The organism is Parabacteroides acidifaciens (genome assembly GCF_003363715.1).
GTDB lineage: Bacteria > Bacteroidota > Bacteroidia > Bacteroidales > Tannerellaceae > Parabacteroides > Parabacteroides acidifaciens.
Window position 1 is genome coordinate 28567 of sequence record NZ_QREV01000011.1, and the last position, 17247, is coordinate 45813.

The following is a 17247-nucleotide window of genomic DNA, read 5'->3' on the forward strand; positions in this document are numbered from 1 at the left end:
TTGATTGCTAAATAGTTAATCGAATAAAAGTGTTAATTTGTAACTATTCGACAAATGCGTATCTGATTGGAATGTTGCTTGGTGGTATTCCTTGCCGTTCGATCGGATAGGAGTAGAAGTGGCAACGACTTTGCCGTTTTGTTTGATTGTAAAAGGTTGTCCGGCACGCAGCGTACAGCTTTTTCCTGCCAGGGAATGGATATTTGCATCCGTCAGCTTACCCTCTTTCCAATTCATTGCGACTTCAAAGTTTCCTCTTGCTTTCAAGCCGGAAACCGTACCTTCCGCCCATACATCGGGCAGGGCAGGAAGCAGGTGGATGTAGCCGGCATGGCTTTGTAACAGTATTTCCGTGACACCGGCCGTATAGCCGAAGTTCCCATCGATCTGGAAAGGCGGATGCGCACAAAGCATATTCCGGAACAGACCGCCGCCTTTGTGTTCGCTGTTGCCGAATCCGACCGGGTTGAACAGGTTGGCGATGATTTTATAGGCGTGGTTACCGTCTAACAAACGCGCCCAGCAGTTGATCTTCCATCCCATCGACCAGCCGGAAGCCAGGTCACCGCGCAATTCGAGGGTTTTGCGGACGGCATTGAAAAGTTCCGGCGTCTTATCCGGTGTGATCTGGTCACTCGGGTGGAAGCCGTATAAATGGGAGAAATGGCGGTGTTGGGGTTCACGTTCTTTGAAATCGTACATCCACTCCTGTAGTTGTCCCCGTTTCCCGACCTGGTAGGGGAGTAGGCGTTCCAGTTTGTCCTTCAGTTCGGCGCGGAGCGGTTCGTCGAGGTCGAACATCTCGGCAGTAGCGAGTGTGCGTGTGAAAGTTTCCCGTATGATCGCCATATCCATTGTCGGTCCCATGCTCATGGCCGCCTGCTGCCCGTCTTCCGTGATAAAGGTATTTTCGGGAGAGACGCCTACCGGGGTAACCAAATGTCCGTTGCCGTCGTCAATCAGCCAATCGGCGAAGAACTCGGCTGCTCCTTTCATCAGCGGGTATGCCTCGTTTTTCAGGAAGTCCGTATCTTGTGTAAACTGGTAGTGTTCCCAGAGATGGCTGCAAAGCCAACCTTGTACCATTGGCCAGAAAGAGGCTGTCGGCACATTGTCGTTCGGCAGGGATTCCCGCCAGATGGAAGTGTTGTGATGCGCTACCCAGCCACGGCGGCCATACATGTTTTGAGCGGTTTCAGCTCCTGAGACGGCTAACTCGCGGATCATCCGGAACAGCGGTTCCTGGCACTCCGACAAGTTGGTAAGTTCGGCCGGCCAGTAGTTCATTTCCGTATTGATGTTGATTGTATAACCGCAGTTCCAGGCGGGGATCGTGTCTTTATTCCACATTCCTTGCAGGTTCAAAGGTTGCCCTCCGGGACGTGAACCGCTGATCATCAGGTAGCGTCCGAACTGGAAGAGAAGTGCGGCCAGATCCGGATCGGCAGTTTGTGCAAACCGCTCGAGGCGTGTGTCGGTCGGCATCGCCTTTTGTCCGGGAGAAGATACCAGTTCTAAATTGACACGGTCGAAGAGAGAACGGTAGTCTTCCGTATGGCGTTGTTTCAATGTCGGGTAATCATAGGCAAGCGCTTTGTCGAGGATATCGGCTGCTTTGGCGGCTGGATCGATACCTTCCCGGCTCGGACTTTTGTCGAAACCGTTGAAGCTGGTTGCCATGCTGAGCAGGAAATAGACTTCTCCTGTATTGTAGACGTGTATGCCGGAATCCGTGATTTCGCATTTTCCGTCTTTCGGAAGGACCGGTTTCAATTGGGCTTCGAAGAACATCCCTTTTCCGTCGATTTCATCTCCGTAGAGTATGCGTTTGTTGAATTTGCGGTTTCCCTTTGCATCGTAGAGTTCGGGATGTTTATATTGGTCGCCCCATTGCTCGAGTTGTTCGAATGTGCGCCGTTCCACATAGCCGGGAGCCTGTCCGTGCAGGATCAGGCGGTCGTCTTCCCCTTTCTGTACGGCTGTCGGATGGGGAGAGGTGAAGTCGAGTGAAATATCGATGCCTTTTGAGGTCTCGCTTTTCAGATGAATGACGATGACATCGTCCGGATGGGAGGCGAAGACTTCCCGTTCATAGCGTATGCCGTTTTGTTCGTATGCTGTTGTTGCGATAGCATCTGAAATGTTGAGTGTCCGTTTGTACTGTCCGGCATCTCCGTGTTTATTGTTTTGGATGTGCAGGTCTCCGAACGGCTGGTAATACTGATGCAGGCGTCCCAGCCAGTTCTTGCAGACCAGGTCGGATGCAGCCGTATATTTCCCGGCTTTCATCAGTCCGGTAACCCGGTCGAACATCTCCGGCGTGATCTTCACATCTTTGAAGACGACCGATGGTTCCCCGCTGTACAAGGTGTTTTCATTCAATTGCAGTTGTTCTTTCTCAACTCCTCCGAAGACCATCGCTCCGGCCCGTCCGTTTCCTACCGGCAGGGCTTCGTCCCAATTGTGTGCCGGCTCATGATACCAAAGGGTGAGAGGCTCTTTTTGTGGTGTTCCCGTACACGCAGCGAAACATAAAAAGAAAACGAAATAAGGAATAATGCGCATATTCATGGTGATTTTAGATTATACAAAAAAGTGTTTTGGTTGCAAACATACATAAATATCCCTGATTCTTAATGTCTGCAAGTGCCTATTTTGGTAAAAAAACAAAGCCGGAATTTGCTTTCACAAACAAATGTCCGGCTTTTCATCGTCTATTTTACCATGATATGACGCTTTAAACAATGGGTTCCCAACCCGGTTCGTAAGTGCGGCTCCACAGGCGTTGTGCTTCAGGGTCGTTGATGATGTGTCCGTTTGTCGGATCGATCATCAGGCGGTGTCCTGTGCGCCAGGCGATATTGCCTAATTGAACCAGCAGTGTGCTTTTATGCAGCTCTTCTATGTCTCCATTCGGACGGCTGTTTGTCTTTATGGATTCGATAAAGTTAGCGATATGTCCCATATCCAGGTTTGCACTCGGGCTGGAAGGGTCGCGTCCATCGATCACATCTTTGGATGCGACTTCTTTGATCAACTTGTTTTTCATATCGAAAATACGATATCCGTTCTCACCCGTTTCCAGCGCGCCGCCTTCTCCATAGAATATGACTCCACGGTCCCGTCCTTCCGTATTGCGGGAATTACAGCTGCGTCCTTCCCAGGAAACAAGGCAATTATCGCCAAAGCGAATATCGATTGTCTGTGTATCGGGTGTTTCCCAATCATCCTTGAAGCGGAAACGGCCGCCTTCGGAACTGACACTTGTCGGGAAATCCAATCCCAATCCCCAGCGGATGACATCTATCTCATGTGTGCCGTTGTTCAATGCTTCGCCTGTACCCCAATGCCAGAACCAGTGCCAGTTGTAATGGATCAGGTTGTCGCGGTAGGAGCGGCGGGGTGCAGGACCCTGCCACAGATCGAAGTCGATCGTTGAAGGAGCAGGAACTTCCTTCCCGAAACCGATGGATGCACGGTTATTCGTGTACCAGCCTTTTGCAAAATGGATATGTCCGATAACGCCATTGTGCAACGCTTCGATGCCCTCTGTCAGTCCGGGCCAGGAACGGCGTTGTGCACCGACCTGTACGACACGGTTATATTTGCGGGCGGCGGCAATGCTTAGTTCCCCTTCGTGCGGGTTGTGGCTACACGGTTTCTCGCAGTAGACATGTTTTCCAGCCTGGCAAGCCATGATAGTAGCAGGTGCATGCCAATGGTCCGGAGCTGTTACCAGGATCGCATCGATGTTTTTATCTTCCAATATTTTCCGGATATCTTTTTCCGTCTTCGGATTACCGCCCGCTTTTTTCACGGCTGCAACCCCTTTTGCCAATGCCTTTTCTTCGACATCGCAGACATACCGCATCTCTACATCTTTATGATTCTGGAAGTTGCGTGCCATACCTGCGCCACGTCCGTTTGTTCCCATAACAGCCATGTTCACCCGTTCATTCGCCCCTACGATATTTGCATAACTTTTTGCACTTGATGCCTTGAAAGACATACCACCGATTGTCAGCCCCACACCCGTGGCGGCTACCTGTTTGATAAAACCTCTTCTTGTTGTATTTTTCATGTCTCAATTTGTTATAAGATTATTTGAATACTTTTATTTTCACATTGCGGAAAGAAACTTCGTCTCCATGGTCCTGTAAAAGGATATGTCCTTCCTTGACATCACCGAACATCGGCTTGGAATTTTTGTATTTGCTTAATTGCCATGCTTTTTTGTATTGTTCGCTGCTGCGGTCGAAAGAAAGGATCTTTTTCCCGTTCAAATAATGGGTGACTTTTGTCCCTTTTGCCACGATACGTGCCTGGTTCCATTCTCCTATCGGATTGACTTGCTTGGGTGAGGTCGGCAACATGTCGTATAGTCCGCCTTCCAACCGGTTCCCATCGCGTCCCAATTTGGCATCCGGATGGTTTTCATCATCCAGAATCTGATATTCCAACCCGAGCCATCCCCCTTTTTCGTATTTGGTAAAGAAGTATTTGATCCCGCTGTTAGCTCCTTTGGTGATACGGAAATCCACTTTCAGGTCGAAGTCCGAATATTGATCCCGGGTGATGATGTCACCTCCCCTTTTGTCACCCTGTTTACGCACGTTCAGGATACCGTCTTCAACAACCCAGCCGAATGCAGGCGGTGTGTCTTTCCCGACGGAAGTCCATCCATCCAGATTCTTCCCGTTAAAGAGCAAGACCCAGCCTTCCTTTTTTTCTTTAGCTGTAAGCTGGTTATTCTGAGAATAAATGTTCCCTGTCCATAAGAACAGGAACATTGTTAGAAATGTGATTATTTTAGTCATATCGATTTTAATTATTTTGTCCTTACTACAATAAATTTCAAAACGTCTTTGCCGGCATTCCGGATACTATGTTTGGAGCCGGCAGGGCAATAGCAGGATGAAAGCGGTTCGATGGTCCGGCTTTCACCGTTAACCGAAACATTTGCTTTTCCATCCAGTATGAAATAAACCTCTTGTCCTGAATAGCCATCCGCTTCATGCAAGGCAGAACCGGAAAGGATATGAAGTCGGGCATTCAGTCCTCCGGCAGACATTTCTTTTGTCAGATACCACATGGTCTTGTCATTGCCGTTTTTAGTCAGAGCTGATTCTTTGAAAGGAATCAGGCAGTCCTTCATCGAGTAATTTTTTATTCCCGGCAAAAACGGTTCCGACAGCTTCCCACGAATTTCACGTTTGAACATGACATACTTAATGGCTTGATGATCGTCTGTCCTGCGGATGTTGTGAGAGGAATTTCCCGGCGCATAAAAAGCATCCCCCGGCTTGAGAACATGTTCTTCTTCATTCAGGCGGACAATAGATGTTCCCTCGACCATATAGAATAGCTCATCTTCAAAATGGGAATGCGGCTCATGGGTTTTTATCCCTTTGTCTACATAGGACATTTTAACCGAAAGCGTATCCGCAATTCCGTCCGCAGGGATGAACCAGAAAGCCCAGCCTGTACTGTTCTTATTCACATGTTCCTCCGAAAAAGTGGTTATGCAATCTGAGATTGTACACTTTTGTTCTTCTTTTTGAGCAAGGCAGACACAAGAAAGGCTGCATAATAAAAGACTGAATGTAATTCTTAATCTATTCATAACAATATAGGATTATAAGTTTATTGGGGGTGTGTCAAAAGTCCTATTTATAACGTCTGTGTCCTGGCGGGCTTGACCCGCCATCTCATCCTAATTATTGTAAATCAGTTTAGTGTGAGGTTGCGGGTCAAGCCCGCAATGACACGCTAAAACGTTAGAACTTACTTTTGACACACCTCCAAAGATAGTTTATAATTGCGTATATCCTTTATTCTGAATGATTTTTCCCGGATTAGACTGCATAACGGTCATCGGAATCGGATAAGCCAATGCATCATCACTCCAAGTAAATTCGGGATATCCGTCGAACTTTTGTTCGGCAGTCATTACGTCTTTCGCCCTTCCGGTACGGACCAGATCAAACCAGCGGTGGTTCTCAAAAGCCAGTTCCACGCGGCGCTCTTTTTCAATGGCGAGTAATAAATCATTCGCCGTTGGGAAATCGCCGGGTGCATAGTCACGTAGTAAATCAGCTGCCGGTGTAATATCCGGATCTCCCGGTGTATTGCGTGCACGTTCCCTGATTTTATTCACGTAATTAATCGCTGTTTGCTTATCTCCGTTTGTACGGACAAGAGCTTCTGCATATAAGAGGTAAATGTCTCCCAGTCTCAACTCGATCCAATTGTTGTCATTATCCGAACCACTGGATGAAACGTCGTAATATTTGCAGACATATTTCTCATTTTCCCAGCTTCCGGTTTTTGCATTTGTCCAACCATCACGCATGGATACATATTTACGGGGATCTCCGACTTCATATGCATTAGACATATCTTGTGTAGGCGAGTTTTCCCCTCCTTTATCTCCGACCAGGACCACTTCTTTGTCGGAGAATCGAGGTGCGAAATTATTATTCCAAGGACTTCCGGTAGCTCCGCCCTGAGTGCCTTTTTTGTATTGGACTTCGAACAGAGACTCTGACGTATTTTTGTTGGAGACTTCAAACAAGTCTTTATAGGTCGCGACCAGAGAATAGCGGGGATTATTGATTGTCGATTTGAACTGTTCAATCGCCAATTTGTAATATTCGTCCCCTTTGTTCAGCGGATAACCGGCCATTGTCATATATACTTTCCCCAATAGAGCGGTTGCTCCTCCTTTTGTCACACGGCCGATATCGGTAGAACCGTATGCTTCAGGTAAATTGCCTTCCGCATACTTCAAGTCTTCGATTATCAGATCGTACATTTCCTGCAAAGGAGCTCTGCCCAATTCATACGCTTCGACCTGGGTGATTTCTTTATCCACTTTGATCGCTCCCAGCAATTCGCCGTTTAATCCGTAACCGCCAAACGTACGATTCAGGTAGAAATAGAGCAATGCACGTAAGAAACGGGTTTCCGCAATATACTGAGTCTTTAGCTTTTCGTCTTTGAACTCGATATTTCCGATTCGCCCGATAACAATGTTACAACGCAAAATAGTTTTGTAACTGTCATTCCAGCAACTGGCTAAAAAATTGTTTTCAGGTAACAGAGGCGAAGCAAATTCATCCACTCCCTTCTCGTTAGCCGGGTTTCCGCTTAACCAGGAATAAGTCGTGTTGTCCGAACGGATTTCCCCCAATCTGACATAAGTCTGATTATAAAGAGATCGTAAATTAGCATAAGCCGACAGTACAGCCTGGTTCATATCTGACTCAGTCTTGTAGAACCCTTCGGAGTTTAGATCGGAAGGGGGATTCTTGGTGATGAAATCATCACTGCAAGAGATACATAAAAGCGATAGTACGAATAATAAATATATCTTTTTCATAATGAATAGTATTAAGCATTTAGAACGTAATATTGGCACCGATTATAAATGAACGGGCAGTCGGATATCCCAGATAGTCACCCCCTTGTGAAAGGCCGCTTTGGCTGCTGGTCTCCGGGTCGTAGCCTACATAATTCGTAATAGTGAAGAGGTTCTGTCCTGTTACATACAGGCGCAACCCTTTCATCTTTACTTTATCCAACACTTTCTGGTCGAAGTTGTAGCCGAAAGTCAGGTTTCTCAATCGCAGGTAGGATGCATCCTGTACCCAGGCTGAAGAAGGATCGCGTTGCCAGCCGGAAGGTGTACGGGTCGGGCGGAAGTGAATACCGTCACCCGGTTCGTTTTCCGAACGCCAGCGTCCCATTTGTTCAATCATGCCGTTACGATCACCGTGATAGATGCCGCACATGCGTTTATAGAAGCTGAATACTTCTGCACCGTATGAACCTGTAAACTGAATGTCCAGCGTGAAATTCTTATAGCTGAAAGAGTTGCTGAAACCAGCTGTGAATAACGGATTGTTGTCTCCCAATATCGTTTTATCATTCTGATCGAGTTTCCCATCTTTGTTTACATCTTCATAGCGGCCGTCACCCACTTTATCTCCACTCAGATGAGGATATTTGGCTAATTCTTCCTCACTCTGGAAAACTCCGAGATATTTATATCCATAGAAACTGGCAATCGGATATCCCGGTTGGGTGATGAACGCATTATTGGCATTCGGTGCGCTTCCGTAGATCGGGCGGCCGTCAACGCCAACCTCTAACACTTTATTCTTATTGAATGAGATGTTAAAGTTACTGGACCAGGTAAATGCTCCTGTCAGGTTCTTGGTATTCAAAGAAAATTCCATACCTCTATTCTGGACTTTTCCTATATTTTGCATCTGAGTGGAATAGCCTGTAATGGTCGGGACAGGGACGTTCAAAAGCAAGTCGATAGACCGGCTGTCATAGAAGTCGCCTTCCAAACGGATTCTATTGTTGAACATACCTAATTCAAAACCCAAATTATATTGGCGTGTACGTTCCCAACCCAAATCGTCGTTTGTCATCGTGTTCGGATTAACCGTGTTCTGGACTGCATCTCCTGTCGGATAGAATCCGGTGGATAACAAGCCGATGGCAGAATAATTACCGATACGGTTATTACCGGAAATACCGAAGCTGGCACGGATCTTCAGGTCACTGATCTGTTTCACATCCTGCATGAACTTTTCCTGTGAAATACGCCATCCTAAGGAGACGGACGGGAAGGTACCCCATTTCTTATTCCGTCCGAAGCGGGAGGAACCGTCGCCACGGAGAGTCGTTGTCAACATATACCGGTTATCATATACATAATTGATACGTCCCAGATAAGAGATCATCGAATATTCGGATTCGTCACTTGTCAAGGAATACATGGTTCCTGCGTTCAACGTCGTGATGTTGTCGTTCGCATACCCTCTGGCTTCTCCGTACATATGTTCGTAAGAATGTGATTGTGTGGTATATCCTAACAAGGCGTTGAAACTATGCTTGTCTGCCAGTGTAAATGAATAGTTTAATGTATTTTCGATTACCCAGTCCCGATCTGTCCAACGTTCATTGATCCCTTTTGCCGGACGCGGCGCTTTGGAACTATCGAAATCGACATACGACGGTTCGAACTTCTTGTTGATATTGTCTTGAATACTACCATTTATGCTGATACGGTATTTCAGGTTTTTAATGATTTCCCACTCTGCGAAAATCGTACCCAACCATCCGTGACGTTTCCGTTTGTTCATGACCTGTTCGGCTATCCCGATCGGGTTGGCTACGTCGCCTGCCAGAATTTCCGGATTGCGGACCATCGAGCCGTATGTACCGTCATCATTATAAAGAGGATAGATAGGCGGCAGGTTCAATGCGTACATGACAGGAGAGTCTTTTCCGTTGGCCTGCTCCGTTCCATTTGCATAATAAGCCATCAGGCTCATGCCGACATTCAGGCAATTTGCGATCTTGGAAGAAATGTTGGTACGGAAATTATAACGTTCATAGTCCGTATTCAAGACGATACCATCCTGGCTGGTATAACTGCCGGAGAATGTATAGCGCGTATTTTCCGCACCTCCTGAAACCGACAGCTCATATTGTTGCATCATCGCATTCCGGTATAGCAGGTCTTGCCAATCGTTGTCCGGCATTTGTGCAACGGAAGCCGGATCGAGGAAGTTGTATTTGTAGCTGCCTGTCCCGTCCGGTATCATATACTGGCTGCTTGCTCCCGAATAGAGGGCACGGCGGGAATTCGGATCGTTGATTGTATGCGGGGACTGGTCCGGATCGGATGAAATGACCTTTGCGTCCAACCATGCCTGGTTGCGGCCGTCGATAAACCACTGTACATATTGGTCGCGGTTCATCATCTCGACCTTTTTCTCACGTTGCTGGAATCCGACGTATGCATTCAATTGTACGCTCGGTTTCCCTATCTGTCCTTTCTTCGTCGTGATAATCACAACGCCGTTTGCACCTCTTGAACCGTAAATTGCAGTGGAAGATGCATCCTTCAGTACCTGGATACTCTCTATATCGGAAGAATTCAACAGGCGGAAGGCTCCCCCTTCCATCGGATAACCGTCTACTACATAGAGCGGGTCATTGGATTGTGTGATAGAGCCTGTTCCACGGACTTTAATCGTCAATCCTTCACCGCCGGGAGCACCATTCGTTTGTTGGATAAGTACACCCGGAACCTGTCCGGCCATTGCTTCGCCAAAACTTACGGCTGCCCGGTTTTTCAAGTTTTCGGAGGAAACAGAAGCGACTGCCGTTGTTACATCCGACTTTTTCTGTGTACCGTAACCGACAACGACCACTTCTTCCAGCATTTCCGTGTCTTCATTCAGTTTTATGCTGATATTCTGTTGAGTTCCGACCGCGATTTCACGTGGAGCATATCCGATGTAACTGATCAGCAATATGCTTTTTTCCGGGACTTCCAATGTGAAATCTCCGTTCATGTCTGTTATCGTACCGTTAGTCGTCCCTTTTTCAACGATATTGGCTCCGATAATCGGTTCGCCATTGGCGTCATTCACCTTTCCGGTGATTTTACGTTTCTGTGCCTGATTGACTTTCTGTGTTGAAATAACGATGTGTTTCCCTTCGATAGAGTAGGTATATCCGGTATTTTTCAACACGGTTTTTATAGCATCCGGCAAATTCAGATTATTGATAGAAACATTTACGATTTTATTCAAACTGATGTTTGTATCTTCATAATCGACAGAGTATCCTGTTTGCTTTTCGATTTCTTCAAATGCAGTCTTTAAGGTTATACTTTTTGTAGTCAATGTTACTTTCTGGTTTTCCGCAAAGATTTGTTGCGGGAGTGTAAGAAGTAAACAAATAAAAGTAAAGATGAACAGACTATTTAGCCTGCCGTGTTGTGATTCTTTATTTATTTCCATATCTTTGTAAATTAGATTTTTTAGTTGAATACTTAGAATAAAATGCCCTTATCTGTAAAAAGATATCAGGCGTGGTGTTCTACGATTTCAATTCCGGGGAGAATGATTGGCGTCGGCTCCCCGGTTTCTTTTTTTCATGGTATGTGCCTCCTCTTTTTAATAAATGAATACGTTATTGTTCTCTACCTTGTATTTGAAGCCGATTATTTTTTGGAGAATATCCATCACGTGCTCCAATCCTTCATCCGGAGTGAACTTGATTGTAAATGTCCGCTCTTTGTATCGGCCGGCTTCATAGTTGACGGTAACCCCGAAGCTACGTTCGATCGTTTGTACGATTTCCCCGAATGTAGCTCCCTGGAATATCAGGTAGCCTTGTTTCCAGTAGGAGCATTTGTTTGCGTCAACCTTGCTGAAGGATACTTTCTTATTTATATGATTGTACACAACTTGTTCATTGGGTTTGATAATAAATGATTGCCGGACAGGATATTTCGTGTCGACTTTGATTTTTCCTTCTTCTAATGTCGCGATTGTATTAGGGGAATCCGGGTAGGATTGTACGTTAAAAATGGTCCCTAATGCCTCGACGTCCATGTATTTTGTATTTACGATGAATGGTTTCCGGGGATTCTTGGCTACTTTGAAATTGGCTTCTCCGCTTAAAAACAAAGTACGAGTGGCACCTTTGAAATCCTTTTCATAGACAAGAAGCGAACCTGCGTTTAACCAGACAATCGTCCCATCCGACAAGGTGATTTGTTTTTTCTCTCCATAAGAAGTCGAACACTCCACCAACTCTGTTTTTTCAACAACCGGGTTTATCTCCGTTAAATAAAAGTACGTTCCAAAAGCTCCGAGTAAAGGCAAAAGCAGGATCGCGGCAATTCTCCGGACATACAAACCAATGGATTTATAAGGCTGCCGGTCGGTTGTTTTCATCCGTTTATGCAGTTGTTCGAGTTCTTGGAACGTTGAATCGTCTGCCACAGCCGGATCTTCCTCCCATAAAGCAGCTAATACTTTTTCTTTTTCCTTCTGAAAATTCTCGTCAAGAAGCCAGGTGTGAAACTTCTTTTGTATTTCCGGGGACAGATCGTTACCGAAAAATTTAGCAATTAGTATATGTATATAGCTTTTGTCCATTTTTTCGTCTTTATATTATAGCAGACGGACAAGTGGACGAACACACACAGCTGGGAAATGATTTTTATTCCTTTATTATTTTATATTTGCACCAAACAGGAACCTGTTTTGTGCGCTTTTGCCATTTTTAGGAACATAATATTGACTTTGTCATGGTGCTATATCGTAATATTATCTGGTAAATTAGCTAATCAATCAGAAAAAAAGCAAAATAATAGAATATGCAATCTTGCGCAGTTCGGCAAGCGCTTGTGTCAGATGGTTTTCGACGGTTCGTTTGCTGATATTCAGGCGCAGAGAGATTTCTTCGTTGCTTAATCCGTCTTTTCGGCTCATGATGAATATGTTGCGCCGTTGGGGAGGCATTTTTTCTACGGCGATGTCAATAAGCAGGGATAACTCTTTGGCATACAGCTCTTCTTCTATCAAGTCGCTGTAGTCGGATTTGTATTGTTCCTTCTGTTGGTAATTTTCTTCGATCAGGCTGTGCTCGTAATAATCGTAGATCATATTGCGGGCCATGCGGAAGAGATACGCTTTAAATGAATCGACTTTTGAGATCGTTTCACGGTTTGTCCAGATTTTATAAAAGATATCTTGTGCCATATCGCTGGCTTCGTCCGGATTTTTGATGAAGCCGGTTAAGAAATGCTTCACCTTCGGGCTGTATTGGATGTAAAGCGTGTCGAAGGCTTTATGATTTCCATTCCCAAGCTCTTTCAGATATTTTGATTCAAGGCTGATATCCATCTCTATAATGTATTGAACTCTCTTTACTTTACAAATGAGCAACGCAAGGTATGGAAAATAATTTGAAGGGACAATTTTTTGAGGGAGAATATGAAAAATAGGAGGGGGTTATTGTAAAAAACGTATTTTCCATCCTTGAAAAGCATCCGAGACCAAGCAAATGTCAACCATCTTTTCAGCCGTCAAAAAGGTGCTCTTTTCTCTTTTTCGGGAGTTTATTGCCGTGAAGTCGGACTTTATTTCGTTTTTCCGGCACTTTATCGCCATGAGAACGGTCGTCATACCCTATGAAGACGGTCGCGAAGGCGATGAAGACGGTCGTCACGGCGACAAGGCCCCTAAAAATTCCTTGCGATATTTGGAACGCCGTCCGTTTTGTTTTCAAATATTCGATTCTCCGGGAGTTAAGCTTTATCACTTTGTCGGCGTTTCCGGCTTTCGGCAATCAAATTGCCCGTTTATCGAAACGGGCTGCGCACCTCGTTTTTCTTATTGTCAGCAAGGAAAGCTTAAACCGTGAAAAGAGTCAATCCAAAATGGATCAGAATTTTGGACGAAATAGAAAAACGGCCGGAAAGGGGGTTCTTGTATATTTCGATGGTTTGCAGAAGGTTCGAATACTCTTATAATTGGCGTATCGACACCTTATAGAAGATTTGGCGGAAAATCCCGGGGTTTTATAAAAAGACGAGACATTAATACAAATTAACGCATTATCTCTTGCATATTTACGATGGATTCGTAGCTTTGCGATACGATCGTAAAATTAATATACAAACATGGAAAGATTAACAAGACAAGAAGAGGATGTGATGCGCTGGATCTGGCAGATCGCTCCTTGCTTTATCAAAGACATTTTGGCGCAGTATGAAGAGCCTAAACCTCCTTATACGACACTCGCCTCTATTGTGAAAAATCTGGAACGCAAGAAGTACGTGAAAGCGAAGCGTTACGGTAATACTTACGAGTACAGGCCGCTGATCCCACAGGAAGAATATAAACGGACGTTTATGGGAAGTGTGGTGAACAACTACTTCGAGAACTCATACAAGGAAATGGTCTCCTTCTTTGCCAAAGAGCAGAAGATTTCGGCTGATGAGCTGAAAGAGATCATCGATATGATAGAGAAAGGACGAGAATAAACCGTTAAATCCGTATTGCCATGACACCGGAATTTGCCTACTTTTTGAAGGTAAATGTAGCTTTTGTACTCCTTTATGCCTTCTATAGACTGTTCTTTTACAGGGACACATTCTTCAAATTGCGCCGTACGACCTTGTTGGCGTTCTTCGGGGTGGCGTTGCTTTATCCGTTGATGAATATTCAGGATTGGATACGGGAACAGGAACCGATGGTGGAAGTCATTCAGATGTATTCGGCCATTTTACCCGAAACCACGATTACTCCCGATAATGTCCCTGAAACAGATTGGCATGGCTTGCTTCTTTCCGGTGTATCCTATTTGTATTGGGGAGGCGTTCTCGCCTTGTTGCTCCGTTTCCTGGTGCAGTTGAGCAGTATATTATTATTGGCGCGCAAATCGAAGGTCATGCAGATTTATGATACGCGTGTGCATGTTTTAGACCGTCCGGCCGGACCTTTTTCTTTCTTCCGGCTGATATTCCTGCATCCCGGTAGTCATTCGGACAAGGAGATCGACGAAATCCTGACACATGAAGGTACGCATGTCAGCCAATGGCATTCGATCGACGTGATCATTTGTGAGCTGATCTGTATCGTTTGCTGGGTGAATCCCTTTGTGTGGCTGTTGAAGAGGGAAGTGCGCCATAATCTCGAATATCTGGCGGACGATACCGTGCTCGAGTCTGGCTACGACAGCAGAAGCTATCAATACCATCTGTTGGGGCTGTCCCATACGAATAAATCGGCAACCTCTTTATCCAATAGTTTTAATATGCTGCACCTGAAGAACCGGATCAGCATGATGAACAAGAAACGTTCGCATGGTATCGGCAGGGCCAAATACCTGATCTTTATACCGATCGTGGGAGGGCTGCTGATCTTTAGCAATATAGATGCCGTGGCACGTATCACGGATGAGCTGGTGGAAAGTTCTTTTGCCGAAGCTCTTATGCCGGAGGCCATACAGTTGCCGATACAATTGTTCCCTGCCGTGAATAAGGAGGAACCGGCTGAAATGCACAGAGGATATGTCCTTTCGAAAGAAGAATTGGCTGCTATTAAGCGGGCCGAAGAGCAAGTCTTTACGGTGGTCGAGAAAATGCCGGAGTATCCCGGTGGACAAAAAGCTTTGTTGAAATACTTGGCTTCCAGTGTCAAATATCCGGAATCTGCGATGCGGAACGGAGTCGAAGGACGCGTAAGTTGTTCCTTTATCGTCCGGAAGAATGGCTCTATAACGGATGCGGAAGTGATCCGGGGTGTGGACCCGGCATTGAATGCGGAGGCGTTGCGTATCATAAACGCTATGCCGGAATGGTCGCCCGGCGAGCAGAGAGGGAAAGCGGTTAATGTGAAATATACGGTGCCGGTATCTTTCCGCCTGGCCAATAAGCACAAGGCCTCTGTATCCGGGACGCCGGCAAAAGGAATCGATACTTCCGGCCGCATTTTTACAGTTGTAGAGCGGATGCCCGAATTTCCGGGCGGGCAGTATTCGTTGTTGCGATATCTGTCACAAAAGATTAAATATCCGGTCATAGCACAGGAAAACGGAATACAAGGCCGCGTCTCTTGCTCCTTTGTCATAGGGGCGGATGGAGCATTGAGCGATGTAAAAGTAATCCGGGGCGTGGATCCTTCGCTGGATGCGGAAGCTGTCCGGGTTATCAAATCGATGCCTAAATGGAAACCGGGTGTCCAGAATAATATGGCGGTTGCTGTGAAATATACCGTTCCTGTGACATTCCGCTTGCAGTAATTTGCTTTGGAGTTATACGAAATACGATACTATATGAAATGTAAGTTTTCTCTATTACTGTTTCTTTGCGCACTGTCCCTTTGGGGGCAGGCGCAGAGTTTTACACTCCAGGAACTGGTCAACAGGAAACAGTTTCAGGCAGTTGTAGCACGCGCCGACAGCCTGACCCCGGCTGATTCGGCTGATTACGCCACCATGTCTGCCATCGGGCAGGCCTACGAAGGTCTGTTGCGCTATAAGGATGCATACCAATGTTTTTCCTATTGCCTGCAGATGGATACGAACAATGTGGATGCCTTGAATGCCGTTGCGCGGAATGCGATTAACTTCGGCCGGATAGCGGAAGCGAAACGTTGTTACCACAAGGTGCTGGATGCCGACAGCCTGAACTTTTATGCAAACTACCAGTTGGCGCGTCTCTATTACCAATTAGGAGATTACGGCAGGGCGACGGAACACTATCATGTGCTTGCCTCCATTGAAGGCGAGAATCCTTCCATCCTCACCGGCCTGGCGGATTGCCATATCAAAAGGGGCACGGGACCCAATACGTTGATTGCCCTTTCCCTCTATACCCGTGCACTGGAACTGAATCCGGAAAACGTACGCGTCGCCTCTTCCCTGATCAACACACTGCTCCGGATGGGAGATGGAAAAGGCGCTTTGCAGGTCTGCGACACTGCCTTGTTCTATAATCCGGATAACAGCCAGATAAGGCAAAGCAAAGGGATGGCCTTGTATATGACAAAAGATTATCTGCAGGCAGATACGGTTTACACCGGCTTGCTGGCTGACGGCGATTCTTCGTTCCTGAATCTGAAATACGGAGGAGCTGCCCGTTATATGTCGGGGCATGCGCTGGACGGAGTCGAACTCTTGGAGAAGGCTTATGAAATAGATTCGACAGACGTGGAAACAGCCATGCTGTACGGCGCTTCGCTCGGGAAGACCTATGACCGGAAACGGGCTTACGAGCTGTTCGATCAGGCGGAACTGAATATGCAACCGAAGAAATTCTTTGTCAACCTGCTGACAACCTTCCGGGGAGATGCGTTGCGACGTGACGGACGTTGGAATGAAGCGGAAAAATTGTATTATGCAGCTTGGAAGAAAGACCCGACACAGTTGAATTTCCTGTATGAAATAAACCGGCACTATTGGGATTTGAACCCCGCCTTGTTTCAGAACGAGAAAGAACTGCAAAAAACTATTTTCAGTAAATATACGTACCTGACCGCCTATATGAAGACGGATAAGTCGCAGAAGTACCTGTATAATTACCGTCCTTTCCTCGAAGCCGTTTGCGAAGATGCCTTTTTCAAGAACGACGATGAAGTGACGATGCTGGCCCCCGACGGAAAGAAAACAAAGCTGGCGGTTGCCGACCTGCGTGCCCTGATCAGCCAATTGCCCGAAATGCCGGCAGAAGAAAGAGAGAGGCGTGAGAAGATGCAGGCCCAGATGAAGAAAGCCATGGAAAAGGAAAAAACGCTACATAAAAGCGGAGCGAAACTCGACACGATCGCTCTCACCAAAGAAGAAAAAGAAAAGGCGCGAAAATTGTTGAAAGAGGCAGGGCTGGAATAAACGGAATATCTAAACATTAAATCGATAAATAAT

Annotated in this window: 12 protein-coding genes; 4 read left to right on the top strand and 8 right to left on the bottom strand. The window is 46.1% G+C overall.

Annotated features, from left to right (window positions below; genetic code table 11):
* Positions 1-15: 15 nt before the first annotated feature.
* From DWU89_RS06700 to DWU89_RS06735, 8 genes are all read right to left on the bottom strand, one after another.
* Positions 16-2571, bottom strand: coding sequence for a glycoside hydrolase family 95 protein (locus DWU89_RS06700; RefSeq protein ID WP_115498870.1), 2556 nt, complete (start codon positions 2569-2571; stop codon positions 16-18).
* Between the two features lie 166 nt (positions 2572-2737).
* On the bottom strand, positions 2738-4081 hold the full coding sequence (locus DWU89_RS06705) for a Gfo/Idh/MocA family protein (protein ID WP_115498871.1): 1344 nt from the start codon (positions 4079-4081) through the stop codon (positions 2738-2740).
* Between the two features lie 19 nt (positions 4082-4100).
* Entirely contained in the window at positions 4101-4817 is a 717-nt protein-coding gene (locus DWU89_RS06710) for a 3-keto-disaccharide hydrolase (RefSeq protein ID WP_244205870.1), read from the bottom strand.
* An 11-nt stretch (positions 4818-4828) separates the two neighbouring features.
* Positions 4829-5623, bottom strand: coding sequence for a cupin domain-containing protein (locus DWU89_RS06715; protein WP_115498873.1), 795 nt, complete (start codon positions 5621-5623; stop codon positions 4829-4831).
* Between the two features lie 189 nt (positions 5624-5812).
* Positions 5813-7381 (bottom strand): RagB/SusD family nutrient uptake outer membrane protein, encoded by a 1569-nt coding sequence (locus tag DWU89_RS06720; protein WP_115498874.1) that lies wholly within the window; start codon positions 7379-7381, stop codon positions 5813-5815.
* A gap of 19 nt (positions 7382-7400) precedes the next feature.
* On the bottom strand, positions 7401-10829 hold the full coding sequence (locus DWU89_RS06725) for a TonB-dependent receptor (RefSeq protein WP_115498875.1): 3429 nt from the start codon (positions 10827-10829) through the stop codon (positions 7401-7403).
* A gap of 156 nt (positions 10830-10985) precedes the next feature.
* Entirely contained in the window at positions 10986-11975 is a 990-nt protein-coding gene (locus tag DWU89_RS06730) for a FecR family protein (RefSeq protein ID WP_115498876.1), read from the bottom strand.
* 195 nt (positions 11976-12170) lie between these two features.
* Complete coding sequence (locus tag DWU89_RS06735; RefSeq protein WP_115498877.1) at positions 12171-12725, bottom strand: RNA polymerase sigma-70 factor; 555 nt, start codon at positions 12723-12725, stop codon at positions 12171-12173.
* 160 nt (positions 12726-12885) lie between these two features.
* Here DWU89_RS06735 and DWU89_RS20520 point away from each other — a divergent pair, with 160 nt between their 5' ends.
* The 4 genes from DWU89_RS20520 to DWU89_RS06755 all read left to right on the top strand — a co-directional run bounded on the left by DWU89_RS20520 (position 12886) and on the right by DWU89_RS06755 (position 17214).
* Complete coding sequence (locus DWU89_RS20520; RefSeq protein WP_147292098.1) at positions 12886-13245, top strand: hypothetical protein; 360 nt, start codon at positions 12886-12888, stop codon at positions 13243-13245.
* Positions 13246-13504: 259 nt separating this feature from the next.
* On the top strand, positions 13505-13867 hold the full coding sequence (locus DWU89_RS06745) for a BlaI/MecI/CopY family transcriptional regulator (RefSeq protein ID WP_115498879.1): 363 nt from the start codon (positions 13505-13507) through the stop codon (positions 13865-13867).
* 20 nt (positions 13868-13887) lie between these two features.
* Complete coding sequence (locus tag DWU89_RS06750; RefSeq protein ID WP_115498880.1) at positions 13888-15627, top strand: M56 family metallopeptidase; 1740 nt, start codon at positions 13888-13890, stop codon at positions 15625-15627.
* Between the two features lie 33 nt (positions 15628-15660).
* Complete coding sequence (locus tag DWU89_RS06755; protein ID WP_115498881.1) at positions 15661-17214, top strand: tetratricopeptide repeat protein; 1554 nt, start codon at positions 15661-15663, stop codon at positions 17212-17214.
* Positions 17215-17247: the final 33 nt, after the last annotated feature.